Below are 24904 nucleotides of genomic sequence, written 5' to 3'. Positions count from 1 at the left end.
GCTCGGATCGTATGCGTGAACGGCCTGCTCGCGCATCGGACCCAGGTCGTACAACCGTGGTCTGCCTGAGCCGCGAAAAGAGCAGACGACGGTCCGATGCGGAGCGGCGGCCCGGCACGGCACTCTCGAACGCGTGATCCAGTCGAACCTTCTCCGGCTACGCCGTGCCCTGCTGTCCCTGTCCGTCGCCGCCTCGGTGGCGGCGCCGGTGATCAGCGCGGCGCATCCAGCGGCGGTCCCCGCGCCCGTCCCCGCGAGCGCGGCCCCGCTGTCAGAGCTGACCGCACAGGCCCTGGCAGACAGATACGCCACCAGCCGGAGCGACGTCCTGGCCGCCACCGACGCGGCCACCCGTCATGGCGACCTGCGGCGGGCCACGGCGCTACGCGCCATGGCCGATCCCGGCCGCAGGTTCCTGTCCTTCGACGGCCGGGACGGCGGGCGGGTCGTGGAGATCTTCGGCGACCTGGCGACGGCGGGGCACGTCGCCGTCCTGGTTCCCGGCGCCGACACCAATCTCGACAAGTACGGGCTGCTGCGCGGTGGTGCGCTCCGCCTGCACCAAGCGCTCGGCGAGGGGTACGCCGTCGTCGCCTGGCTCGGTTATCGGACGCCTGCGACGATCAGTCTGGACACGCTCACGTCCGACCTGGCGGACAAGGGTGCCGCCGATCTGCGCGGCTTCGTCCGGCGACTGACGGAGAACAAGGGCGGCGGCCAGGTGTCGCTACTGTGCCACTCGTACGGCGGAGTGGTGTGCGCACGGGCGGCACCTGGCCTGGACGTCGCCCGTGTCATCCTGACCGGCAGCCCGGGCGTCGGCGTGGACAACGTCCGCGAGTTGCGGACCTCGGCGGCCGTCTGGGCGGGTCGCGCCAGCCACGACTGGATCAGCCTGGTGCCCCACACCCGTCTGCACCTGCCCTTCGTCACCCTCGGCCTGGGCACCGACCCGGTCTCCCCCGGTTTCGGCGCGCGCGTCTTCGCGGCGGGCGACGGCGGCCACAGCGACTACCTCGCGGACGGCTCCCTGTCCCTGCACAACATCGCACGGATCATCACAGGCCAGGACCCCCTCCAGGCCGGCCCCGTCCGCTCCCGACCAGACGCCGCAGCCCTTCGGACAGACCAGAGACCGTCCCTGACAACACCAGAGCCACTCCTGAGAGCACCGGACGAAGCCTCGGCACCACCAGCGGACGCTGCCGCGAAACCGCTGACCAGCAGCACGAGGAATCAGGGGCCGGACACGGGATCGAACGCCCGCGTCACGCCGCAGGCGCGGTCGGACGCGGGACAGAGCGCGGTACAGGGCCTGGGCGGACATGCACCGACGTCGCCGCGCCGAGGCGGACACGTGACGCTGTCGCCGAGCGGGGGCGGACACGTCCAGATGCCGCTGGAGGTGGGCGGACGTGCGTGATCTCGTGCGGAAGGTCGAGGAGACGACGCCGGCCGGGCGTGACCGCAGCGCGGATGCCCTACGCGCCCTGGCCATCGGCGGCGTGGTGCTCGGCCACTGGCTGGTGAGCGCCCTGGTCGTCGAGAGCGGCAGCGTTCGGGTCGCCAGTCCGCTGCGTGACATGCCGTACCTCGCCCCAGTGTCGTGGGTCCTGCAGACCATGGCGCTCTTCTTCCTGGTGGGCGGCCAGATGACGGCCAGGAGCCACGCCTCCGCGCGCGCTCGCGGTGTCGGCTACGGGCGATGGCTGCGGGTGCGTGTGGCACGGCTGCTGCGGCCGGTCGCGGCGGTGGCGGTGGTATGGACCGTGGTGGCCTTGGTGATGCTCGCCTCGGGCGCCGACTTCAAGAGTGTGCAGGCGCTGGCCAAGCTGGTGTGGTCTCCGCTGTGGTTCCTGCTGGTGTACGCGGGGCTGACGGCGCTGACACCGCTGGTCGCCCGGTTGCATCCGGCGTGGCCGCTCGCCGTTGTCGCGCTCGTCGACCTGGTGCGCTTCGGGTGGGGCGGGCCTGAGTGGGTGGGTTGGGTGAACCTGGCGGCGGGGTGGCTGGTGCCGTACTGCTTAGGGGCGGCCTGGGCCCGCGACCGGCTGAACGAGCGGACGACCGGGTGGGCGTTGCTGGCCGGCGGCGCGGCCGTCGCGGCGGTGCTGATCGTCTGGGCCGGTTATCCGGCTTCCATGGTGGGCGTGCCGGGTGCGCGGATCTCGAACCAGTCCCCGCCCACGCTCGCGGCGGTCGCGTTCGGGCTGGCCCAGTGCGGAGCCGCGCTCCTCCTGCGCGATCCGCTGCGGCGAGTGCTGGCGCGGCCCACCGTATGGGCGTTCGTGGCACTGGCGAACCTGTCCGCGATGACGATCTTTCTCTGGCACCAGACGGCGATGATCGCGGTCACCACGCTCGGGCTGCTCGCCGACCGCCCATTGCTCGGCCTGCACACCGTGCCCGACGAACCGTCCTGGGTGTTGGCCAGGCTGGCTTGGTTACCGGCGTTCGCGCTGGCGTTGTGCGTCTGCTGGGGCGCGTTCCACGCCTACGAACGGGCGCGGCCATCTGAGCCTCGGATCCGGGCGGAGGAAGCCCAAGCCCGGTCGTGAGGCCCCTGGGGCGGAAAGCCGAGCACCGTTCCCGAAGAGCAGGGACCTGACGGGTGAACCACGGGACTCGGACCTGCGACGCCAAGGCATGGACAGGAGACGCTGAGGCCTAGGAACACAAGAAGCCAGGGCCCGGGCGTCGAACGCCAGGTCCGATACGAAACGCCGTACCTGGAGACGGAACCCCGGCGGCGCAGCGAGCCGCCGAACCCGGGTCGGGAAAGTCGGGCCGGAGAGGAAGAGCCGAGCCCCGGGGCGGGGAGAGGCGGGCCCGGCTCAGGCAGCCGATCCCCTGATCGTACGAAGCTGGGTTCCGCAGACGGGAAGCTCAATGGTCATGACCGACTACTGCCATACCGACAGAGAGAGCAATGCCCAGGGTCGCAGAGATGAGGGGACGGATGAGCGGCTTGCGGCGTCGCAGAGGCGGTGAGAACAGCGTCACGGTGACGGTGTTCTCTGCGGATCGTTGATTGCGAATTGTCCTCCTATGGCCGGACGGAGGTAGCTCTGCTACCAGGGCATTGTCACCGATTGTGTGCGGAAGGAGACTTCGCGCTAGCACTCGTAGAAGGGTGCTCGGACGCGAGGAGGGGCGCGATGACCATGATCGGGAAGGTGACGCAGGAGCGGTACGAGCAGTTGGTCGCCGACGGGCTGGAGCAGCCCGCCGTCCAGGGACGAACACAGCTTCTGCTGGGCGATCTCGCCCTGGAGATCGAGCCGATCAGCCAGCGAGGCGGGTCGCACGCCGGCCCGGGCGAAGAGCCGTTCGGCGTCCGGCAGACGCTGGCCCAGTACGCCGACGACCTGGACATGCCGCTGGCCACCCTGCTCGACAACCGGTGGGTGGCCACGCCATGCTGGCCCAAGGAGCGCCGCCAGCATGGCGTGTCCTACGTCGTGCACAAGACGCTGGCCGCGATCGCGGACGAGGACGTGCGCTTCGCCAAGATCCTCGACCCGCCCTGGCACGAGAAGTCCAAGTGAGCGTCGGCGTGCTTCTCCCGTTTGGGGGCCCCATGCGCATATCGGCGACCAAGGTCGAGCTGTATACGGCGATTCGCAACGTTTGCCCTGTCCGCTATCGGCACCTCGGGGCGATGTCCCCCGTCGATATGTCCGCGCGTTCGGGGGCACGGCCAGCGCGACTCCGAGCCGTCGTTCCGTCGCGAGGAGCGGCCAACGTGCCAGGATAGATCACGTCAAGCCGTAACTCGCGTTGGCCGGTATCGCACGGCGACCGCCCCCGACCGGAACTCACGGCGGTCCACGGGCTCGAGCTGGATGCGCTCGCGCAGACCGGCGAGCAACGTCGGCCCGTGTCCGGCAAGGATCGGCTGCACAAGGAACTCGTACTCGTCTATCAGTCCCAGATCTGCCAACGCCAGGGGGAGCGTCACGCCACCCACCCACAGGCCCTCGCCTGACTCCTGCTTGAGCCGCTGAACCGCTTGCCCGAAGTCGCCTCGCACCAGCTCGGCATTCCAATCGACCGCGCTCAGCTTGCTCGACACGACGTACTTCTTCGCCCGGTCGATGGTCTCGGCGAACGGGATCTGCCACTCATCCATCCAGTCAGGCCACGTGCCCGTGGCCGGCTTACGCCACGCCGACTCCATCATCTCGTAGGTCACCCGGCCGAATAGCAGGGCATCGGCTCGCTCCATCTCAGCGGTCCAGTAACGCATCGACTCCTCGTTCGGGGGGAGCCCTGCCTCGTGATGGCAGCAGCCGTCGAGCGTGACGTTGATCGAGTATCGAAGTGGTCTCATCTCGTTGCTCTCTTTTGATGCGCGCAGCGCGTTTTCACCGGACATCTACTTAGACGACTGTCGGCGCCATTTCTCATCGGCGCCCGCAGACCAAGCGCGTGACCGATTCGGGCGCTCGGGGCGTTCAGGTTCGCAACGGGTCTCGAAGCACCCTGCGAGACCTACTGCCCCTCCACGACACCCTCGCCAAACAGCCACCGTCCGGCCACCCAGACAGCCCGGAGTGACGTCAAAACTCACCGACATCGATCAAGGAATCGGCCCCCAACCGCCTCCCGAGGTCAGCGACAAACGCCTCCCGAAGAACCCGACACAGCCAGCATCACCGAAGGCAGGGTTCAGGCCATCGTGACCGACCTGCAGCAGGCGGGCTTTCTCACACGTGAGCGCGTTGGTCGGCGCAACCGCTATGAACTTCATCTCGACCAGCACTTTCACGAGCCTGGGCTGCCCGTCGGTCTGCTGATCGCCGTCTTCACCAGGCACGACTTGGGACCGCACTCGGACCGGCCGTCCTCAGCCGAATAGCCGCGCCGGAGTCACCAGGTGGCACATCGCTCGCATGATCAACAGCGACGGCGAGGTTCAGCAACACCCTCTAAAGAAGAACCGTGTGGTCAGCGGCGGCCTCGGAACGTCCGGCGCAGGTCGTCCACCCACTCCCCCGGAATCTCCCAGGGGATGAAGTGGCCGCCATGATCATGGACGGTGAGGTTGACGTGGTTGTACCAGGCGGCCCGGCCACTGTCGAGGAAGTGCTGCACGCGCTGGTCGGTAGTGACGCCCGGCGGGTTCTCGTAGCTGACGAACGTGATGCCGGTCGGCGCCTCCACGGGCGGCCACCGTTCGTGGGACGGGATCCACGGGTAACGGTTGTTGTTGGCGTACGTGCGGATGGACGTACCGATCGAGTTCGTGACCCAGTAGATCATGGCGTGGGTGAGGAGATCATCCTTGGTGAAGACGGTCTCGACGTCGCCGCCGTTGTCGCTCCACTTGATCCAGCGTTCGAGGATCCAGGCGAGCAGCCCGGCGGGCGAGTCCGACAGCCCGTACGCCAACGTGCTCGGGGCCAGCACGTGCGCGGCCAGGTGCACGGCGAAGCGTCTGTCCAGCGCCACGACCTGGGCATGGACGTCGGCCGGCAGCCCTTCGGGTATGGGCCGGCCGCCGCTGAGGTCCCAGGCCCGGTCGCCGTTGAACATCGTCAGCATCTGGCCCGAGCCGATGTGGATGCCGTACAGCTGGGCGGCGTACTTGTGGCCGAGCTGCCCGCACACCAGCGCGCCGACGTCGCAGCCGGCGGCGGCGTAACGGTCGTGGCCGAGGACGTCGGTCATGAGTGTGTGCCAGACGTCGGCGACCTTCCAGAAGTTCATGTCCGGGCGGCCGGGCAGCGGGCCGGAAAATCCGAATCCGGGGAAGGAGGGCACGATCACGTCGAAGGCCTCGGCCGGGTCGCCGCCGTGGGCGCCCGGGTCGGCGAGCGGGTCCACGACCTTGGACCAGTGCCAGAACGTCCATGGCCAGCCGTGGGTGAGGATCAGCGGCGTCGGGCTGGGGCCTACGCCGGGGCGGCGCATGAAGTGCACCGGTACGCCGTCGACCGTCACGCGGTAGTGCTCATAGGCGTTGATCGCTGCCTCGGCCTTGCGCCAGTCGTAGCCGGTACGCCAGTAGTCGACGAGCTCACGCAGGTAGTCGGCATTGACTCCGTAGTGCCAATCCTCGTTGCCGGCGTCGGAGGGCCAGCGGGTGAGCTCCAAGCGGCGGCGCAGGTCGTCAAGGACGTCGTCGGGCACGTGGATCGGCGTGGGTTGCAGGGGGAACGAGCGGTTCCCGTGTGCGGTGGGTTCCGTGGTGGGCATGATCATCTCCTCCTGTCCGGTGCGTCGGGTTCGCCGGCGAGCCGCCGGTTCACCTCGCTCATGCGGGCCAGGGCGGGCAAGGCCGCCGCGATGGTCGCCCGCTCGGCGGGGGTGAGCTCGCCGGTGAGCTCGGCGAGATGCGCCCTGCGGTCGGCGCGCCGCCCGTGCACGATCGCGGCGCCGGCCGCGGTGACGTCGACGAGCACGGCGCGGCGGTCCGACGGGTCCGGCCGGCGCTCCACCAGGCCGTCGCGTTCCAGCTTGGCGACCATCTGGGTGATGGCGGACTGGGTGACCTGCTCACTCGCGGCCAGCTCGGTGAGACGTTTGGGGCCCTGTCTGGCCAGCGTGTGGAGCACCGACAGCGTGGTGAAGCTCAGCCGCTGCACGGCGGGCAGGCGGATGAACATCCGGGTGAACTCCTCCAGCACGGAGGTCAGGTGGGCGACATCTAGCTCGCCGGGCTGCGGTGTGGGCGGCACCGGAGAAGTATATAAGGATCTTAATTAAGTTGCTGTTGTTTTCGTCCCCGTAGTGGCGCAGGTGCACGGTATGGCCCCTGGAGTGATTGCTGACGCGCCGCCCGGATGCGAGGTGAGTGGCGCAGGCGTGGCGTGGCGTGCGGGCTCAGCGCCGCTCCGAGGCAGGTCCCGGTGCCACCCTGGTGGGTGGGCTCCGCTCCACCTGGCGCGGGTGCGCGGCATGGGCCCTGGCGCAGGTGCGCGCGGCCCGTGCACGAGTACGCGGCACGGGCCCTGGCGCAGGTTCCGGCACGGCCCTGGTGCGGGTGCTTGCGCCCGGCATGGGGCTCGGGGCGGGTGTCCGGCATGGGGCTCGGGGCGGGTGTCCGGCACATCCCCTGGGGCCGATGTGTAGTGCCGTCCGGGACGGGTGTGCGTGCCGCCGCCATCGAGCTTGCCTCGGCGTCGAGACAGGCGGCGACGCCGTCGTACCTTTTCACCCTGGCTGACGCGGTAGGGGCGGCAGCCCTCTCAGCTCGGCGTGCCGATGAACTGGTGGTCGGTGCGGATGCGGCCGTCGTCCTGCAAGGCCAGGATGTCCAGGCCGCCGCCGACGGTCTCGCCGGTGCTGGTCGACACCATCGACCAGCGTACGGCGATCAGGCCGGGCAGCAGCGCGGACGGCTCCCCCTCCGCCTCGAAGACGTGCTCCCCCGGCGCGACGAACATCTCGTAGGCCCGCCGCACCCTGGCGTCCAAGCCGTCGTGACCGCGTGCCTCCAGCGGCGGCGCCGGGAACGCCAGCCTCCCCGCCTCCTCTCGGATCGCCTGCGGCGGATCGACCAGCACCTGGACGCCGTCGGGCGCCCACAGCTCCCGGATGAGGGCAGCGCGCCGGTCCGGGTCGGGTTCGTTCCGCTGGGCGACGTAGCGGCCGGCCCATTCCTTGATCTCGGTGGGGTTGCTCATGACCGGCAGTGTGCGCCGGACGAGTGCGGCGTCGCGATTCCCTGCAGGGAATCGCGCGACGGACGCCGTCCAGTATGAATGGGTTCATGACGGTGTCGGCCGAACCCAACCACTTCGCCCGCGAGCTGCGGCGCTGGCGTGCGCGTCGTCGCCTCAGCCAGCTCGACCTGGCCATCAGGGCCGACACGACGCAGCGGCATCTGAGCTTCCTGGAGCAGGGGCGTTCGCGGCCGGGGCGGGCCATGGTGGTGCGGCTGGCCGAGTCGCTGAGCCTATCGCTGCGGGAGCGGAACGGGTTCCTGCTGGCCGCCGGGTATGCGCCGGTCTATGCGGAGTCGTCGCTGGACGCGCCCGAGCTCGGCCCGGTACGCGAGGCGCTGGACCGCATCCTCGATGGCCACCTGCCGTGTCCCGCGGTCGTCGTGCGGCCGCACGGGCTGCTGGTCGCCGCCAACGCGGCCTTCGGGGTGTTGTGCGAGGGTGCGGCCCCGGAGCTGCTGAAACCTCCGGTCAACGTACTCCGGCTGGCGCTGCACCCTGACGGCATGGCCGGCCGGGTGGTGAACCTGGCCGAGTGGGGCCGCCACATCACCGGCAGCCTGCGTGACCAGCTCGACCGCAGCCCCGATCCGGAGCTGGAGGAGTTCATCGTCGAACTGGACGGTTATCTGCCCGGGCTGGGGGCACCCGACGGGCACCTCGGCTTCGCCGCGCCGCTGCGGCTGCGCGTGCCGGAGGGTGAGCTGCGGCTCATCACCACGCTGACGTCGTTCGCGACGGCTGTGGATGTGACGCTGGCGGAGCTGCGTTTGGAGGCGTTCCTGCCCGCCGACGAGACCTCAGCGCGCATCCTGCGTGAGCGCGCAGCACGGCCCACTGAGCGGCACAGTCTACTGAGCGGCACGGCCCGCTTATCGGGACGAACTCGTTAGCCAGCGCGGTCCGTTGGCCGGTGCGGCTTGGTCAGTGGCGGCGGGCCTGATGTGGGCTTGATCCCTCCCGCCAGAAGTCGATGACCAGTTCGTCGCCCTCGACGTGGGTCCAGACCACCTCGGTCAGCTCGATCCGGAACAGATGCGACCCGTCCTCCGGCACCTCCGGCACCTCCGGCGCTCCGAGCATGTCCGCTCCGGTGATCTCGATCGCGCGCCCCGCCAGCTTGACGTCGCCCTCCCAGGACGACGGGTCGTCGCCCTCGGGGGCGCGCGAGGTCACGTGGATGGCCATGCGCGGATCGCGCCGCAGGTCGAGGGCCTTGACTGCGCCGCCCATCGACCCGATCCACAGCTCGCCGTTCTTCAATGTCGTCTCGGTGCCGCTGACCCGCGGCGAGCCGTCCTGCCGCAACGTGGCCAGCACCTTGTGCCGGTAAGCCTCCATCAGCCGGCGGGCGACCTTGCCCAGCTCAGGGGCCTGCTGCTCGAACTCCTGCCATGACGCCATGCCCGCCATGATGCCTGAAGCCTCCGACAGGACTGGGGCTCATCAGCCGCCCCGGTCGTCGTGGGTGATGCAGAGAACGTGGTCGGGGTTTGGGGAGGATCAGACGGCCGGGACGCTGGTCAACGCAGCATGAGGCCTGGGAAGCGGGCCCGCTTCTGCACCCCGAGCAGCACGGCGAGCCCACCGGCGCCGCAGAAGGTGACCTGGGACGGGTCCGTCCAGGACGAGACCGCCGGCGCCCTGGGGGCAAGGAGGCTTATCAGCCGCTGGCGCAGCCGCGCCGTCGCGAGGGTCGGCGTCGGGCGGCCGCCGTGCCGAGCGGGCCGGCGTCGATGACGATCATGGAAGTCCCCTCGGCGGGGGGAGCCGGAAAGGACGCGGAGAAGCCTGCCGGCCGAAAAGCGGCCGGGCTGTCGGCACGGGCGGCTCCCGGGCTGCCCCCCGGCGGCTCCCGGGCTGCTTCCGGACTGCTCGATCCGCGTCGGCAGGCACGTCACAGGGGTCGGACGGTCGGGCGCGCGAGGAGGACGCCTGCGCTGCGGGAGACGGGATCGTCCTCGGCCTGCATACCGACAGGGAGGCAGACTCAGTGGGATGCGGGTGGCACCGGGGTCATGGCCGCCTGACCTGTTGAGGCCCATCGTGAACGGGGCCTGTGGTCGTGGTTCGCCGGAGGCGACACGACCTGGGTGACGACGCCCGAGAAGTCCTCGGTTTTACGAGGACGGCCGTTCGCGTGCGGCGGACAGGAGGGTGAGGGCGGCGGCGCGCGCCTCGGCGCCGGGGCCGTGCGCGTCGCGGTGGGCGGCGACGACGGTGGCGCCTTCGACCAGCATGAGGAGCTGGCGGCCCAGCAGGCCGGGTTCGGCGGCTCCGGCGCGGTCCGCGATGCCGGTCAGCAGGGCGAGGTGGCGGCCCAGGTGGCGGGCGGTGATGGCGCGTACCTGCGGGACGTGGTGCTGGGCGGCGGCGTTGACCAGGGCGCAGCCGCGGAAGGCGGGCTCCTCGTACCAGTGCTGCAAGGCGTCGAACACGGCGGCGAGCTGGGCGGCCGGGTCGTCGCCGGCCGCCGCGACGGCCGACTCCACCCAGGCGATCACCCGGTCGCTGCGCGCCTCCAGCACCGCCTCCACCAGGCCGTCCTTGGTGCCGAAGTGGCGGTAGAGGGTCTCCTTGGACACGCCGAGGCGGGTGCACAGCTCGGCGACGCCGATGCCGTCGAGGCCGCGTTCGTACAGCAGGGCGGTGGCGGCCTGGAGGATGGCGGCGCGGGTGCGGGCGGGGTCGATGGTCGAGCCCTTGGGGACCGGCATGACTTGGATCGTACCGGTCGGTGCGATGACTGCTACGATCGCCGGACCGTACCGATCAGTTCGATCTACTCCAGGAGCGACCGTGACCGACATCGTCCTCGTCCCCGGCATGTGCCACGGCGGCTGGTGCTACGCCGACCTCGGCGACGAGCTGCGCCGGCGGGGCCACCGGGTCCTGCCGATCACCCTCACCGGCGTCGCCGAGCGGGCCCACCTGCTCAACGGCGCCGTCAACCTGGACACCCACATCGAGGACGTGACCGCCCTGCTGGCCGCCGAGGACGTACGCGACGCGGTGCTGGCCGGGCACAGCTACGGCGGGATGGTCATCACCGGCGCCGCCGACCGGATGCCGGAGCGGGTGGCCTCGCTGGTCTACCTGGACGCGATGGTCCCCGGCGACGGCGACTCCTGCTGGGACCTGGCCTCGGAGAACGAGCGGCGCTGGTACCTGGACGTGACCGGCGACGGCTTCGCCACGCGCCCCCTGCCGTTCTTCGACCCGCGCGCCACGCCGCACCCGCTGGCCTCGGTGCTCCAGCCGCTGCGCCTGACCGGCGGGCTGGAGCGGGTGGACCGGCGGACGTACGTGTACGCGACCGGATGGGACGGCCCGTCCCCCTTCACCACCACGTACGAGCGGCTGCGCGTGGACCCCGCCTGGCGGGTGGTCGCCGTGGACGGCGGCCACAACCTGATGCGCGACGCCCCGCACGACCTGGTGCGGGTCATCACGGAATCGGCCTGAGGGCAGAGCTCACCGGGCGAGCAGGTCGCGCAGGGCCTTGGCGACCTCGGCGGGAGCCTCCTCGGCCATGAAGTGCCCGCAGGTGACCGTCCGGTGGTCCAGATCGCCCGCCCAGGCCCGCCACAGGGCCGTCGCGTCGTAGCCGAGCGCCGCACCCCAGTCCTGCTGGAGCACGGTGACCGGCATGGTCAGGCGCCTGCCGGCCGCCCGGTCGGCCCGGTCGTGCTCGGCGTCCACGCCGGCCGAGGCGCGGTAGTCGGCCACGATCGAGGGCACGGCGGCCCGGCAGGCGTCCAGGTAGGCGGCCCGGACGCCGGGCGGGATCGCCTCCGCGTCGCCGGTCCACAGATCGAGGAAGTGGCCGAAGAAGGCGTCCGCACTCGCCGCGATCATCGTCTCGGGGAGGCCGGGCGGCTGCGCCATCAGGTACAGGTGGAAGCCGACGGCCGCGTCCACGCCCCGCATCACTTCCCACATGTCGAGGGTGGGCAGGACGTCGAGGCAGGCCAGGTGGGTGATCGCGGCCGGGTGGTCGAGCCCGGCGCGGAAGGCGACCAGGGCGCCGCGGTCGTGGCCGGCCAGCGCGAAGCGCTCGTGCCCGAGCGCGCGGGCCAGCGCGACGACGTCGGCGGCCATGGTGCGCTTGCTGTAGATGCCGGGCCCGGTCTCGGCGGGTTTGTCGCTGGCGCCGTACCCCCGCAGATCGGGGCAGATCACCGTGTGGGCGGTGGCGAGGTCGGCGGCCACGTGCCGCCACATGAGGTGGGTCTGCGGGAAGCCGTGCAGCAGCACGACGGGGCTGCCGGAGCCGGTGACGGCCACGTTCAGCGCCACACCATCGGCCACCGGGACACGGTGGTAGTCGAAGCCTGGGATGCGCATGGGGTTTCCTTTCCTTCGGGGTCGGCTCCCAGCCTGCCGGGCGGCGATGAGCATCCGATGAGCACGCTACGGTCGACAGGGTGGGGGTGCGGTTCGGGGTGCTGGGGCCGGCGACGGCCTGGGACGACGCCGGGAACACGATCGACGTCAAGGGGCCACGGCACCGGGCGGTGCTGGCCCGGCTGATCGTCGCCCGCCGCCGCGTCGTACCCGTGGACCTGCTGGTGGCCGACCTGTGGGAGGACGGCGACCCGCCGCCGGGCGCGGTGAGCGCGGTGCGGACGTTCGTGGCGGCGCTGCGCCGCGCCCTGGAGCCGGAGCGGCCGCCCCGCGCGGCGCCCCGGCTGCTGGTCACCGAGGGCCCCGGGTACGCGCTGCGCGCCGAGGCCGGCGCGGTGGACGCCTGGCGGTTCGAGCAGGCGGTGGCCGACTCCGGCACGCTGCCGCCGCGGGAGGCGCTGGAGCGGCTGGAGGAGGCGCTGGGCTGGTGGCGCGGTCCGGCGTACGCCGAGTTCGCCGGGCAGGAGTGGGCGCGGGCCGAGCGTTCACGGCTGGCGGAGCTGCGGCTGCACGCCGTCGAACGGCGGGCCGAGGCGCGCCTCGCCGTACGCCCGGCCGCCGAGGCGGTGCCCGACCTGGACGCGCACGTGGCCGAGCACCCGTGGCGGGAGGACGGCTGGCGGCTGCTGGCGCTGGCGCTGTACCGGGCGGGGCGGCAGGGGGACGCGCTGGCGGTGCTGCGGCGGGCACGGGCGCTGCTGGTGGAGGAGCTGGGCGTGGACCCGGGCCCGGCGCTGCGCAGGCTGGAGTCCGACATCCTCCATCAAGCGCCGCATCTCGACCCCACCGCTTCCGGTACGGCGGACGCGGTGTGGGCGCGGGCGGCCGCCGCCTACGACCGCAGCGCGCCGCCGGGGCCGCGGGCGCGGCTGGAGTCGACCGTGAACCTCATGCGCGACCTGGCCGTCACCGGCGGCGCGGGGCTGGAGGCGGCCGGGCGGCACCGGATGGCGGCCGTCGCGGCGGCCGAGGAACTGGGCGATGCCGAGCTGACCGCGCGGGTGATCGGGGCGTTCGACGTACCGGCGATCTGGACCCGGTCCGACGACGCGGCGCGGGCGGCGCAAGTGGTGGCGGCGGCCGAGCGCACTCTCGCCGCGCTGCCCCCGGACGGGACGAGGGCGCGGAAGGCGACGCGGGCGCGGCTGCTGGCCACCGTCGGGCTGGAGTCGCGGGGCGGGCACGGGCCACGCGGCCCGGAGGCGGCGCGGCAGGCCGAACGGCTGGCCCGCGACCTGGACGATCCGGCGCTGCTGGCCTTCGCGCTCAACGCCGTCTTCATGCAGAGCTTCGAACGGGCGGGCCTGGCCGGGCGGCGGGATGCGATCGGCGCGGAGCTGGTCGCCTTGTCGGGACGGCACGGGCTGGTCACCTTCGAGGTGCTCGGCCATCTCGTCCGGCTGCAGGCCCGCTGCGCCCTGGGCGACTTCCGGGCCGCCGACGAGCACGCCGCCGCGGCCGGGCGGCTGGCCGAGCGGCACGAGCGGCCACTGGTGGGCGTGTTCACCGGCTGGTACCGGGCGCTGCGCCTGGACGTGACGGGCGCACTGCCCGGCACCGCGCCTCACCGCCCGCCCGACACGGGGCTGGGCGGCCGGCTGGGCGGCCAGCTCGGTGGAGGGTCGGACGCCGGGTCCGGGGTGGGGCCCGGGGTGGGGCCCGGCGCGGGATTGGGCGGAGGGCTCGGTGTGGGGATCGGTGCTGCCGTGCCGTCGGCGGCGGAGGTGGCCGAGGTGGAAGGGGCCTATCGGGAGGCGGCCGGGCTGCTGGTGGGGGCCGGGATGCCGGGGCTGGAGCGAGGGCTTGCGGCGTTGGCGTTGCTGTGCGCGCGAGTACGGCGCGGCCTGCCACCCCCGGGCGGGGACGCCGACTACGGCCCGTACGAGCCCTGGGTCCGCCCCCTGATCCTGGCCGCCGCAGGACACGCGGACCCGGCCGCGGCGGCGCTGGACGAGGTGCCGGACCCGCCGCGCGACCTGCTGCTGGAGGCCATGTGGTGCCTGGTGGCGCGGGCGGCGGTCGCCACAGGCCACCGGGAGGCGGCGCGCCGGGCCCATGACGCGCTGGCCCCGGCGGCCGGCGAGCTGGCGGGCGCGGGCAGCGGCCTGCTCACCTTGGGGCCGGTCTCCGATCACCTGGCCGCGCTCACGCGCGTGTCCAGGTAGGGCGGGCCGGTTAGGGTAGAAGATCTCCGGCGAAGGGACGCAGCGATGTCGGCCAGGACCGTGATCCTCACCGGGGCCAGCGACGGCATCGGCCGCGCGGCCGCCCGCATCCTGCACGGGCGCGGCGCGCGCGTCGTGCTCGTCGGGCGTTCGCCGGACAAGACCGAGGCGCTGGCCAAAGAACTGGACGCCGACTTCCACGTGGCCGACTTCGCCCGGCTGGCCGAGGTGCGGGCGCTGGCGGAGACGCTGCTGGAGCGCTGCCCGGTCATCGACGTGCTGGCCAACAACGCCGGCGGCATCATGGGCTCGCGCCGCGTGACGGCCGACGGCCACGAGACGACCTTCCAGGTCAACCACCTGGCGCCGTTCCTGCTCACCACGCTGCTCCTGCCGCGCCTGGAGGAGAGCCGCGCCACGGTGATCAACACCTCCAGCGAGTTCAACCGGGGCGCCCGCCTCGACCTCGACGACCTCGACGGCGAACGCCGCTACTCCGGCACCCGCGCCTACGCCAACTCCAAGCTGGCCAACATCCTGTTCACCCGCGAGCTGCAGCGCCGCCACGGGGCCGCCGGGGTCAGCGCGGCCTCCTTCCATCCCGGAGTGGTCGCCACGAACTTCGCCGACGGCACCGACAGCCTGGCCCGGCTGACCTACCGCTCGCCGCTCAAGCGGCTGATGCTCACGCCGGAGCAGGGCGCCGACACCCTCGTCTGGCTGGCCACCACACCGCCCAGTGAGGGCTGGGAGCCCGGCGGCCACTACGTGAAGCGCCGGCCCGCGTCCACCCACCGCCTGGCCGGCGACCCGGAGACAGCGCGGCTGCTGTGGGAGCGCAGCGAGGCGATGCTCACCACCTGAACGCGGGAATGCCCGCGGGGCCCCGACGGTTACATGGCGCAAGAAGTTGAAATTTCAACCTGGAAGGTGTGTCATGCCCGCCGTCACCGCAGACACCCTGACGCTGCCACGCGTCACCACCCCCGACCCGGCCGCCGCCCGGCCGCGCCCCGTGCGCTCGGTGACGACCGCGCCCACCGGCTACGAGGGCGAGGGCTTCCCCGTCAGGCGTGCCTTCGCCGGCCTGCCCCAGTCGCTGCTCGACCCCTTCATCCACATGGACCAGATGGGCGAGGTCGAGTACGCCCCCGGCGAGCCGAAGGGCACCCCCTGGCACCCGCACCGCGGCTTCGAGACCGTCACCTACATCATCGACGGCATCTTCGAGCACCAGGACTCCGCCGGCGGCGGGGGCACGATCACCGACGGCGACACCCAGTGGATGACCGCCGGCAGCGGCCTGCTCCACATCGAGAAGCCGCCGGAGCACCTGGTCGTGTCCGGCGGGCTGTTCCACGGCGTCCAGCTGTGGGTCAACCTGCCCCGCGCCCACAAGTTCCACGTCCCCCGCTACCAGGACATCCGCGGCCGGCAGTCGGCGCTGCTGGCCTCCGCCGACGGCGGCACGCTGCTGCGCGTCATCGCCGGAGAGCTGGACGGCCACCCCGGCCCCGGCGTCACCTTCACCCCGATCACGATGGTGCACGCCACCCTCAGCCCCGGCGCGCGCCTGGAGCTGCCGTGGAACCCCGGCTTCAACGCCCTGGCGTACGTGCTCGCCGGACACGGCACCGCCGGCGCCGAACAACGCCCGATCACCAAGGGACAACTGACCGTCTTCGGCGCGGGCGACTCGCTCACCCTCGCCGCCGCCCCCACCCAGCCGCAGGCCGAGCCCAACCTGGAGGTGCTGCTGCTCGGCGGGCAGCCCATCCGCGAACCCGTCGTCCACTACGGGCCGTTCGTCATGAACACCCGCGCCGAGATCGTCCAGGCCATGGAGGACTACCAGGCCGGCCGCCTCGGCGTCGTCCCCGCCGCCCGACTCCCCCACACCGGTCCGGGAAAGGAGTGACCATGATCGCCGACACCTACGCGCGCGGGCGCATGTTCTTCCAGCTCAAGGACTACATCGAAGCCGCCCGCCACCTCGCCGGCGTCGTCGCGGAAGCGCCTGACGACGTCGCCGCCCGGCTGCTGCTGGCCCGCGCCTACTACCACTCCGCCCAGCTCGGGCGGGCCGAGGCCGAGCTGCGGCAGGTCATCGAGCGCGACCCGGCCGAGGCGTACGCGTACCTGCTGCTCGGCCGGACGCTCGAACGCCGCAGCCGCCCGCAGGAGGCGGCGCCGTACCTGCGGCTGCACGCCGTCATGACCGGCACCGCCTGAACCACCACCCGGACGCGGGGCATCGCCCCGCGTCCGGGACCCGCCGCTCTCAGCCGATCAGGCCGCCGAGCCGCCCCTCCAGCATGAGCAGCAACTCCCCCAGCAACCCGGCCAGCTCACGCTCCCGCCCCGGAGCCAGCCCCGCCAGCAACGCGTTCTCGTACGCCAGCTGCTCCGGCACCAGCTCCAGCACGAACGCCCGCCCGCGCTCGGTGAGCGACAGATGCGCCACCCGGCGATCCCGCTCGTCCACCCGCCGGGCCACCAGCCCGATCTGCTCCAGCCGCCGCACCCGCTTGGTCACCGCCGCCCCCGAGGCGAACGTCTCCCGCGCCAGCCGCCCCGGCGTCAACTCGCCACCGACCCGCAGCAGCGCGCACAGCAGGTCGTACTCGGCGCGATTGACCCCCGCCCGGCCCAGCGGCGCGTCCGTCGCCTGCTGCAGCAGCGCCGCGCACCGGTTGAGCCGGCCGATCACGGCGATCGCGTCGAAGTCGGCGTCATCGGCGTCGGGAAGGACCTGCCGCCACTGACGCAGCGCGACCGCCACGGCGTCCTCCACCTGCCCGCCCTTCCTCTCGATCCCCGCCGGCCCGACCCCGGCGACGGACCGATCGTACGCGCCCGCCGTCACGAATGCCGCACGGCGGTCAGCTCGGCCAGACGACGGTGACCCGCACGCTCGGCCGCCACGATCCGCTCCTCCGGCAACGCCGCCCCGCGCCACTCCCCCGCCGCCAGGTCGGCCGCCTCACGCAGCCCCACCAGCGCCGAGCGCAGCCGGTCGGCCGCCGGACGAGGCTCGGCCACCAGCCGCTCCAGCCGTTCCAGCCCGTCGTGGACGCGCCCGGCGGCCCGCCGATCCCGCAGCACCACGCACGCCACCAAACCGGCCACCGCGCCCACGCAGGTGTCCAGCCACCGATCGGCGACCAGCACCGGCACCGGCTGCGTCCCCGCGAACTGCGTCATCAGGATCGCCGTCGGCGTCACGAACACGCTCCCCAGCCAGTAGTTCCGCGTCATCGCCCGCTCCGTCACGAACTGCAGCGCCAGCACCGTCACCAACAGCGCCACCGCCCCCAGCCGCGTCACCGGCGCCAGCAGCGTGAACAACGCCACCCCGAGCAGGTTGCCCACCACCCGCTGCACCGCCCGGCTCCACGACATGGCCGTGTTGGCCGCGAACACCGACGCCGCCGTCACCACCGCCCAGTACGGCCGCCCGACCCCGAACGCCATCGACCCCCACCCGGCCACCGCCGAGCCGGCGAACACCATCACGACCACCCGCCACCGGCCCGCGACATCCCGCGCCAGCGACCGCAGCCCACGCGCGGCGTCCTCCTCGGCGGCGATCCCGTCCAGCTCCGCCCGCTCGGCCGCCGCGGTGCTCCGGTCACCGGCCGGCGGCACGGGCACCGGCCGGCCCTTGCGCAGCTCACGCGCCCAGCCGCGCAGCGCCTCTGCCCCGACTCCGCCGCTCACGCCCGACTCCGCCCGCACCAGCAACCGGCGCAGCTCCTCACGGCCCGCGCCCGCGCGCAGCAGTGTCTGCCAGGCGGCGTTCACCGCCGCCGCGGCCGCGTGCCGCGCCTTATGAACGCCATCCGTCCCGTCGTGCTGCCCCTGCCGTACCCGGAGCAGGCGAGCGGTCGCCTCCAGGGCGCGGGCCACCGCCACCCGCTCCGGCCCGTCCGGCCGGACCAGCCACGGCGCCATCCCCACCGCCCAGGCCACGGCCCCGCCCAGCACTCCCACCCCCAGGTGCATCGGCACGTCGGCGAGCCGCTGCGGCACGAACGCCGCGCTCGCGGTCAGGAAGGTGAGCACCACGTTGCCCGGCGGGCCGATGCGCGTGGCGTCGCACACCGCCTTGTGCAGCCCCGCCAGCGCCGCCGCCACCGCCACCCGTACGGCGACGGCGTCGCTGAGCGCGGCGGTCACCAGGGCGATCCCCGTGCCGGCCAGCATCCCGGCCACGACCCACGCCAGCGCCCCGGCCCGCGCCCGGTAAGGCAGCGCATGACCGTAGAGGGCGCACATGGCGCCGGTGGCGCCGTACAGGACCAGATCCAGCCGCCCCGCCGCCACCAGCGGTCCCAGCACCACGAGCAGCGCGACGACCGAGCTGAACGCGGGCTTGTGCCAGACGTCACCGAGCGGTCTCAGCCGCAACGCGGACAGGACCGGCAGACGAACGGCAAAGGCAGAAGAACGCATCCCATAAGTTTAGCAAATGTTTCACTCGTAAAATAACGGCGGCCGAAGCGGACAGGACGTGACCGCCACTCCCGGCACAATGACTCCATGCCGAAGACGTCCGCGCGCCTGCTCTCCCTGCTCACCCTGCTCCAGACCCGCCGCGACTGGCCGGGAGCGCTGCTCGCCGAACGCCTCGACGTCAGCCCCCGCACCGTCCGCCGCGACGTCGACCGCCTGCGCGAACTCGGCTACCCCATCACCGCCGCCAAAGGACCCGACGGCGGCTACCGCCTCACACCCGGCACCGACCTGCCCCCGCTCCTCTTCGACGACGACCAGGCCGTGGCCCTCGCCATCGCCCTCCACCACGCCACCGCCACCGGCGCCGACATCGCCGAAGGCGCCGCCCGCGCGCTCACCACCGTCCGCCAGGTCATGCCCGCCCGCCTGCGCCACCGCATCGACGCCCTCCACGTCACCGCCGTCGAACCCCCCACCGACCGGCCACGCCCGCGCGCCGACAGCGCCCTCCTCATGACCATCAGCGCGGCCGTCCACGCCCGCGAGGTCCTCCGCTTCGACTACCCCGGCGCCGAGGACGACGGTCCGCCGCGCCGGGTCGAGCCCCACCATCTCCTCACCTGGCGGGGGCGGTGGTATCTCCTCGCCTGGGACCTCGACCGCCACGACTGGCGCACCTTCCGCGCCGACCGCATCACCCCGAAGGTCCCGACCGGCCCCCGTTTCACCCCCCGCGAACCGCCCACGGGCGACGTGGCCACCTTCATCGCCGCCCGCTTCCGCGGCTCCGATCCCGCGACCGGCACCGCCGACTGGCCCTGCCAGGGCGAGGTCATCCTTCACCTGCCCGCCGCCGACGTGGCCCCCTATCTCCGCGACGGCATCGTCGAGGAGCTCGGGCCCGGCCGCTGCCGGCTCGTCCTCGGCTCCTGGTCGTGGCACGGCCTGGCCGCCGGGCTCGGCAGGTTCGACGCCGACATCGAGGTCGTCGGCCCGCCGGAGCTCAGGAACGCATTCGAGCGCCTGGCCCGCCGCTACGCCAGGGCCGCCGCGGGCTGACTCGCCGCTGTCCTGGTTTTCGGGTGTCGGCGGAGAGGTGACCCAACCCGACGCCTTTACAATGTAGATTCCGAACTCTGGAGGAGTCTCTGGAGCCGCCTCGCCTCCTGGATCAACCGCGACGAGCCCTTGCGTGCCGCGATGGCCGCCACCTCCGGCAGGTCCGCGCGCACCCGCCCGATCCTCGCCGCCCGCGCCCCCGCCGCGAGCAGGTCCGCCAGCCCGGCACGCGGCCGTTCGCCCTCCTCCGGCAGCAGCCCGGGGAGCAGCCGCGCCACCACCTCCCACACCGCCTCGTGCGCGCCCGCCTGCGTCGCGTCGTCGAGCACCGCGACCACCCGGTTCAGCTTGACGTACTCGCTCTTGACCAGCTTCGTGACCACCTCGGCCAGCTCGGCGGCCGGGACCTCGCCGCGCGCGGCCAGCGTGAGCAGCGCGTCCCCCGCCGCCGCCCGCCCGGCCGCCTGGGCCTGCCCCATGCCGCAGGCCAGCGCGTACGCCATGCCCGCGCCGAGCGGCCCGTCGCCGTGGACGAGATCCACGAGCACGCGCGCGTCGCTGTCGGTGGCCTCGGTGCCCTCGGCCAGCGGGGACACCAGATGGGCGGCCACCACGTCGCGGTGCGAGGGCATGACCAGCGGCCACCAGTCCATCGACCACGAATGGGCCGCCCGGATCTCCAGCAGCTCCCGCCCGCGCTCCGGCGCTCCGGCCGCGTCGATGGTGACCCGCAGCCAGGACCAGGAATCCCGGCCGACCGTCACCTCGGGATCACCCAGGCGCTCCCCCCGCATCCAGGCGGCGCACGCCCGGCCCGCCTCGGACGCCAGCCGCCCGGCGCGGGCGACGTCGGCGGCGGCGATCTCACGGGGCAGGCGGAGCAGGGCCTGGGTCAGGTCGGCGGGCAGCGCCTCCACCCCTTCGGCCTCCAGGCGCTCCAGCCGGTCCAGCAGCACGCCGGGCGCCACGTGGCCGGTGACCGCCGTCGGAGTCGCGAGGACGACCGGGTAGCGGCCGCCGTCGGCGTAGCGGCCGGCCAGCTCCGCGCACCGGCGCGCCGGCGGCTCGTCGAGGACGGCCAGGGATATCGTCCACCGCCTGGACCGCGAGGGCAGCGATCTGCTCGCCGCCGACGCGGCGAAGGCCAGGAACGCCCGCCGCAGCGCGTAGCCGGCGTGCTGGTCGAGCCCGTCCGGCCAGTGACCGAAGAAGCTCGCGTCGAGCGGCTCGGTCCAGGGACGCAGCGCCGCGCGCAGTCCCTCCGGGTCACGTTCCGACCAGGTGGCGAGCCCGGCCAGCAGCACCTCGAACGTGTGCGGATCCTCGTCGGAGAGGAAGACGTCGATGCCGCGCGCCAGCTCCTCCGGCGACCCGTACGGCGCCGGCAGCCGCCGCCCGTCCCCCGCCGCCGGCAGCGGCACCGCCTCCGGCTCGTCGGCGTCGATGGCGCCTCCGTAGCCGGCGGCGACCTTCTCCCGCAGCTCGCCGGGCAGGCCCGCGGCGGCGGCGCGGACCGCCGCGCGCTCCTCGGGGCCGGCCTGCGGCGCCAGCCGCACCGCGAGCCGCACGGCCCGCTCCTGCAGCGCCAGGGTGTCCTGGGCGAACAGCAGCGCCATCGCCCGCAGCACCGTGCCCGTCCGGCCACCGTCGCGCAGCACCGCGTCGCCCGCCCACGCGATCACGCCCCGCAGCAGCTTCTTCTCCGGCCGGAACGCCAGCGCCTCCAGCGCCTCGGTGAACGACTCCTCGCTCAGCCGCCCGGCCTCCTCCAGCCGCCGGAGCTGCGCCAGCGCCAGATCGGCCACCGCGATCGGCCCGGCGGGCAGCAGCGCCACGTAGTCCTCGGCGTGCCGGGCGATCTCGTCGAGATCGGGGTCGAGCCGGTCGTGCAGGCCCGCCAGCGGCGGGAGCGCGGCCGGGCCGTCGCGCAGCAGCCGCCGGACCAGCCCGTCGAGCACGACCGTCCGCTCCAGCAGCCCGGCCTCGACCAGGCGGACGACGTTGTCGGCCACCTCCCACAGCGGCAGCGTGGCGAGCCCGTCGATCTCGAACAGCCTCGGTCCGTACGCGGCGAGCAGCGGATCGCCCGCCGCCCGGTCCGGCTCCAGCGTGCGCAGCCAGCCGGTCTTGAAGGCGTCGGCGTCCGGCGGCGGCTCGACGCCCGTCTCGCGGACGAGCTCCGCCGCCACCCGCCACGTCCATCCGTCCACGAGCCGCAACCGCCGGGCCAGGCGCACGGCCAGGTCGGCGCGCCAGTCGTCCGGCCGGGCGCGCAGCACCTCCAGCACGCGCGGGACGTTCCGGTCGCTCAGGTCGCGGAAGTCGCGCCGCAGCAGCCACGACGCCACCGCCGACGCCCCGCCGACGACGCCGGCGCCCGTCAGCAGCAGCGGCGACAGCTCCTGGCGGTGTTCCCACGGGGAGATGCCGGCCGCGCGCCGGCGGGCGAGGCGCCTGGCCGGCTCCGCGGCCACCGACCGGCGCTCGGCCGGGGTCAGCTCGCCGACGCGGCGTATCGTGCCCTGCACGTCGCCGGCCTGTGCGAGCTTCAGCAGGTCGTCCCAGGCGCTCACGCGGGGACCTCCGATCCATCACGGCTGATCATGCTCGGGGACGTTAGCGGGACCCTCCGACAGTTCCCGGCCGCCGGTGATCTTGCCGTCCGACGGCCCTCTGGGGCAGGGTGACAACAGCGGACAGAACGGGTGAAGGGGAGCGTATGACGCAGGCGGACGAGGCGAACGCCACCCACCCCCTCACGGCCGGCGCGCGCTACGTCGCGATCGGCAGCTCCTTCGCCGCGGGCCCCGGGATCGCACCGATCGTCGACCGGCGGGCACGCCGCTCCGGACGCAACTACGCCCACCAGGTGGCCGGCGCGCTCTCCCTCCGCCTGACCGATGTCAGCTTCTCGGGAGCGACCACGGCCGACGTCCTGGAGGGGCGGCGCGGGACGCCCGCCCAGATCGAGGCCGTGACCAGCGGCACCGCGCTCGTCACGATCACCGTGGGCGGCAACGACCTCGGCTACATCGGCGGCCTGATCGCCGCCGGGGTCGCCGACGCCGCCGCTCGGCGCCTCGGCCGGATCTCCCGCCGGGCCGCCCGGTGGGCGCGCGGCCGGGTGTCGCTGGAGGTGGACGGGCAGAGCGTGGAGGCGGCCGAGCGGGCCATGACGGCGGTCGGACAGGCCGCCCGGCGGCGGGCCCCGGCCGCGCGGGTGCTGTTCGTCGACTACCTGCCCGTCGCCGGCAGCCACGAGCGGGCCGGCGTGCCCGCGCCCCGGCTGCCGCTCACGCCCGGCGAGCTGTCCCAGGTCACCCGGACGGCCGAGCTGCTGTCCCGCGCCTTCGCCACGGCGGCCGCGCGCAGCGGATCCGAGCTGGTACGCGCCTCGGCGGCCGGCCTCGACCACGGGCCGCTGTCCCCCGAGCCCTGGGTCACCGGGTACGAGGGCTCACTGCTGCGGCGCGGCGCGGCGGTGCCGTACCATCCGACCCTGGCGGGCATGACGGCGGTCGCCCGCCTGATCGTCGAGCACCTGCGCGAGCCCGGAGCCGCTCAGCCCGCGAGCTGATCCAGGAGCCTGAACCGGTCGACCTTGCCCGTCTGGTTGCGCGGCAGCGACTCGACGAACACCACCTCGCGCGGCACCTTGTACGCGGCCAGCTCGGCCTTGACCGCCTTGCGCAGGTCGTCGGCCGACGGCGGCGCGTCCGGGTCGGGCACCACGTACGCGGCCAGCCGCTGCCCGTACTCCTCGTCCGGCACGCCCAGCACCGCCACGTCGGCCACGCCCGGCCGCCCGGCCAGCAGGTCCTCGACCTCCTGCGGGAAAACGTTCTCGCCCCCGGAGACGATCATGTCGTCGTCGCGGCCGTCGATGAACAGCAGCCCGTCCTTGCCCCGGTGGCCGAGGTCGCCGGTGGGCAGCAGGCCGTCGGCCGCGCCGGTGAAGGTCAGCCCGCCGGACACCAGCACCCGGCCCACCTCGCCGGGCGGCTGCTCGGCGCCGTCGGGGCCCGCCACGCGGACGGTCGCGCCGCGCGGCGGGCGGCCGACGGTGCCGGGCGCGGCGCGCAGCTCGGCGGGCGTGGCCAGCGCCGCCCAGCCGGCCTCCGTGGAGCCGTACAGGTTGTGGAGGACCTCGCCGTAGGCGTCCATGAACGCGGCGGCCAGGCCGGGAGGGAGCGCCGAACCGCCCGAGACCACCACCCGCAGGTCCGGCAGGCGGCGCGGCGGGAGGGCCAGCAGCCGCCGCAGCATGACCGGCACGGCCACCAGCGCCGCGGCCCGTTCGACGGCCAGCGCGTCCAGCACGGCGCCGGCGTCGAACCCGCGCAGCAGCACGACCGGGCAGCCGAGCACCAGAGCGGCGCCGTACCAGAGCAGGCCCAGGCCGTGGAAGAGCGGCGGCGCGATGAGCATCGGCTCGCCGCCGCGCAGCGGCACCGTGGTCAGCATCGACACGAACGGCTCGGCCAGCTCGGGCAGCGACAGCCGGCGCGGAGCGCCCTTGGGCGTGCCGGTCGTGCCCGACGTCAGCAGCACCAGCCGTCCCGGCCGGCGCGGCGGCTCGGGGGCGGAGCCGCCCGCCAGTCCCGCGGCGGCCAGCGCGTCGAGGTCGCCCACGCGCGGCCCGTCGAACTCCACCGGCGGCAGGTCCGGCGCGGCGATCAGCACGTCCACGCCCTCCCGCGTCAGCACCTCGCGCAGCCGCGGCCCGGCGAGCCCGGTGTTGAGCAGCAGCAGATCCGCGCCCAGCCGCGACACCGCCGCGATCGCCAGCGGGAAGCCCCGGTCGTTGGGCCACATGACGGCGACCGTGCGTCCCGGCCCCACCGCGTGCCGCCGCCGCAGCTCGGCGGCCAGCCCGGCGGCCCGCGCGTCCAGCTCGGCGAACGTCAGCGAACCCGCCTCGTCCACCACGGCGGTGCGGTCCGGCCAGCGCGCCGCCGCGATCGCCACCCCGGCCGCCGGGGTGACGTGGAAATGCCGGTACGCCTCCACCACACGGGCCAGCGCGGCGGGCGGAACCGGCCCCAGCAGCCCGTTGCGGGTCAGCGTGACCGCCGCCTCCACCCCGAAACCGCCCAGCTCGACCAGCCTTGCGAACATCCGCGCACCGACGCCTTTCGCTCGAAC

23 protein-coding genes are annotated in these 24904 nt (G+C 73.5%); 11 read left to right on the top strand and 12 right to left on the bottom strand.

Annotated elements, in window-relative coordinates; translation table 11 throughout:
* Window positions 1-133 precede the first annotated feature (133 nt).
* The 3 genes from SMD20_RS08010 to SMD20_RS08000 all read left to right on the top strand — a co-directional run bounded on the left by SMD20_RS08010 (window position 134) and on the right by SMD20_RS08000 (window position 3548).
* Window positions 134-1423 carry an alpha/beta hydrolase gene (locus SMD20_RS08010; protein ID WP_329577029.1) on the top strand — a complete coding sequence of 430 codons (1290 nt, stop codon included), beginning with the start codon at window positions 134-136 and terminating at the stop codon, window positions 1421-1423.
* Window positions 1416-2558, top strand: a complete 1143-nt coding sequence (locus SMD20_RS08005) for an acyltransferase family protein (RefSeq protein ID WP_329577026.1) — start codon at window positions 1416-1418, stop codon at window positions 2556-2558. Before SMD20_RS08010 ends, SMD20_RS08005 begins: the two co-directional genes overlap by 8 nt.
* Window positions 2559-3158: 600 nt before the next feature.
* Window positions 3159-3548 (top strand): DUF6192 family protein, encoded by a 390-nt coding sequence (locus tag SMD20_RS08000; protein ID WP_329577023.1) that lies wholly within the window; start codon window positions 3159-3161, stop codon window positions 3546-3548.
* 215 nt (window positions 3549-3763) lie between these two features.
* On the opposite strand, the gene SMD20_RS07995 is transcribed toward SMD20_RS08000, so the two are convergent.
* From SMD20_RS07995 to SMD20_RS07975, 5 genes are all read right to left on the bottom strand, one after another.
* Complete coding sequence (locus SMD20_RS07995; RefSeq protein ID WP_329577020.1) at window positions 3764-4378, bottom strand: dihydrofolate reductase family protein; 615 nt, start codon at window positions 4376-4378, stop codon at window positions 3764-3766.
* 204 nt (window positions 4379-4582) lie between these two features.
* Window positions 4583-4819: a hypothetical protein gene (locus tag SMD20_RS07990; RefSeq protein WP_329577017.1), complete on the bottom strand. Its 237-nt coding sequence runs from the start codon at window positions 4817-4819 to the stop codon at window positions 4583-4585.
* Window positions 4820-4950: 131 nt separating this feature from the next.
* Entirely contained in the window at window positions 4951-6201 is a 1251-nt protein-coding gene (locus tag SMD20_RS07985; protein WP_329577015.1) for an epoxide hydrolase family protein, read from the bottom strand.
* A 2-nt stretch (window positions 6202-6203) separates the two neighbouring features.
* A complete protein-coding gene (locus tag SMD20_RS07980; RefSeq protein WP_329577013.1) occupies window positions 6204-6683 on the bottom strand; it encodes a MarR family winged helix-turn-helix transcriptional regulator in 480 nt (159 codons plus the stop codon).
* A gap of 510 nt (window positions 6684-7193) precedes the next feature.
* Window positions 7194-7631 (bottom strand): hypothetical protein, encoded by a 438-nt coding sequence (locus tag SMD20_RS07975; protein ID WP_329577011.1) that lies wholly within the window; start codon window positions 7629-7631, stop codon window positions 7194-7196.
* An 86-nt stretch (window positions 7632-7717) separates the two neighbouring features.
* On the opposite strand from SMD20_RS07975, the gene SMD20_RS07970 reads away from it, so the two are divergent.
* Window positions 7718-8563, top strand: coding sequence for an MmyB family transcriptional regulator (locus tag SMD20_RS07970; RefSeq protein WP_329577008.1), 846 nt, complete (start codon window positions 7718-7720; stop codon window positions 8561-8563).
* 31 nt (window positions 8564-8594) lie between these two features.
* On the opposite strand, the gene SMD20_RS07965 is transcribed toward SMD20_RS07970, so the two are convergent.
* Window positions 8595-9074 carry a pyridoxamine 5'-phosphate oxidase family protein gene (locus SMD20_RS07965; RefSeq protein ID WP_329577005.1) on the bottom strand — a complete coding sequence of 160 codons (480 nt, stop codon included), beginning with the start codon at window positions 9072-9074 and terminating at the stop codon, window positions 8595-8597.
* A gap of 716 nt (window positions 9075-9790) precedes the next feature.
* On the bottom strand, window positions 9791-10387 hold the full coding sequence (locus SMD20_RS07960) for a TetR/AcrR family transcriptional regulator (RefSeq protein ID WP_329577001.1): 597 nt from the start codon (window positions 10385-10387) through the stop codon (window positions 9791-9793).
* Window positions 10388-10469: 82 nt separating this feature from the next.
* On the opposite strand from SMD20_RS07960, the gene SMD20_RS07955 reads away from it, so the two are divergent.
* On the top strand, window positions 10470-11135 hold the full coding sequence (locus tag SMD20_RS07955; RefSeq protein WP_329576999.1) for an alpha/beta fold hydrolase: 666 nt from the start codon (window positions 10470-10472) through the stop codon (window positions 11133-11135).
* Window positions 11136-11144: 9 nt separating this feature from the next.
* Here SMD20_RS07955 and SMD20_RS07950 read toward each other — a convergent pair whose 3' ends face one another.
* Window positions 11145-12017 carry an alpha/beta fold hydrolase gene (locus SMD20_RS07950; RefSeq protein ID WP_329576997.1) on the bottom strand — a complete coding sequence of 291 codons (873 nt, stop codon included), beginning with the start codon at window positions 12015-12017 and terminating at the stop codon, window positions 11145-11147.
* Between the two features lie 80 nt (window positions 12018-12097).
* On the opposite strand from SMD20_RS07950, the gene SMD20_RS07945 reads away from it, so the two are divergent.
* The 4 genes from SMD20_RS07945 to SMD20_RS07930 all read left to right on the top strand — a co-directional run bounded on the left by SMD20_RS07945 (window position 12098) and on the right by SMD20_RS07930 (window position 16474).
* Window positions 12098-14242 (top strand): AfsR/SARP family transcriptional regulator, encoded by a 2145-nt coding sequence (locus tag SMD20_RS07945; protein WP_329576995.1) that lies wholly within the window; start codon window positions 12098-12100, stop codon window positions 14240-14242.
* Window positions 14243-14287: 45 nt separating this feature from the next.
* Window positions 14288-15106, top strand: a complete 819-nt coding sequence (locus SMD20_RS07940; RefSeq protein WP_329576993.1) for an SDR family NAD(P)-dependent oxidoreductase — start codon at window positions 14288-14290, stop codon at window positions 15104-15106.
* A 73-nt stretch (window positions 15107-15179) separates the two neighbouring features.
* The gene (locus SMD20_RS07935; RefSeq protein WP_329576990.1) at window positions 15180-16160 is read left to right on the top strand and encodes a pirin family protein; all 981 of its coding nucleotides are present in this window, start codon (window positions 15180-15182) and stop codon (window positions 16158-16160) included.
* Between the two features lie 2 nt (window positions 16161-16162).
* Window positions 16163-16474 carry a tetratricopeptide repeat protein gene (locus SMD20_RS07930; protein WP_329576987.1) on the top strand — a complete coding sequence of 104 codons (312 nt, stop codon included), beginning with the start codon at window positions 16163-16165 and terminating at the stop codon, window positions 16472-16474.
* 49 nt (window positions 16475-16523) lie between these two features.
* Here the strand turns inward: SMD20_RS07930 and SMD20_RS07925 are convergent, their stop codons facing one another.
* Complete coding sequence (locus tag SMD20_RS07925; RefSeq protein WP_329576983.1) at window positions 16524-17036, bottom strand: MarR family winged helix-turn-helix transcriptional regulator; 513 nt, start codon at window positions 17034-17036, stop codon at window positions 16524-16526.
* A 68-nt stretch (window positions 17037-17104) separates the two neighbouring features.
* Window positions 17105-18697, bottom strand: a complete 1593-nt coding sequence (locus tag SMD20_RS07920; RefSeq protein WP_329576980.1) for an FUSC family protein — start codon at window positions 18695-18697, stop codon at window positions 17105-17107.
* An 87-nt stretch (window positions 18698-18784) separates the two neighbouring features.
* On the opposite strand from SMD20_RS07920, the gene SMD20_RS07915 reads away from it, so the two are divergent.
* A complete protein-coding gene (locus SMD20_RS07915; RefSeq protein WP_329576977.1) occupies window positions 18785-19759 on the top strand; it encodes a helix-turn-helix transcriptional regulator in 975 nt (324 codons plus the stop codon).
* A 56-nt stretch (window positions 19760-19815) separates the two neighbouring features.
* Here the strand turns inward: SMD20_RS07915 and SMD20_RS07910 are convergent, their stop codons facing one another.
* On the bottom strand, window positions 19816-22332 hold the full coding sequence (locus tag SMD20_RS07910) for a DUF7825 domain-containing protein (protein WP_329576974.1): 2517 nt from the start codon (window positions 22330-22332) through the stop codon (window positions 19816-19818).
* A 146-nt stretch (window positions 22333-22478) separates the two neighbouring features.
* Between SMD20_RS07910 and SMD20_RS07905 the strand changes: the two genes are divergently transcribed.
* A complete protein-coding gene (locus SMD20_RS07905; protein WP_329576971.1) occupies window positions 22479-23336 on the top strand; it encodes an SGNH/GDSL hydrolase family protein in 858 nt (285 codons plus the stop codon).
* Here the strand turns inward: SMD20_RS07905 and SMD20_RS07900 are convergent.
* The gene (locus SMD20_RS07900) at window positions 23321-24877 is read right to left on the bottom strand and encodes an AMP-binding protein (RefSeq protein ID WP_329576968.1); all 1557 of its coding nucleotides are present in this window, start codon (window positions 24875-24877) and stop codon (window positions 23321-23323) included. The genes SMD20_RS07905 and SMD20_RS07900 overlap by 16 nt on opposite strands.
* Window positions 24878-24904 lie beyond the last annotated feature (27 nt).

This window comes from Nonomuraea sp. LP-02 (assembly GCF_036289125.1).
Taxonomy (GTDB): domain Bacteria; phylum Actinomycetota; class Actinomycetes; order Streptosporangiales; family Streptosporangiaceae; genus Nonomuraea; species Nonomuraea bangladeshensis.
This window is presented reverse-complemented; position numbering and strand designations above follow the sequence as displayed.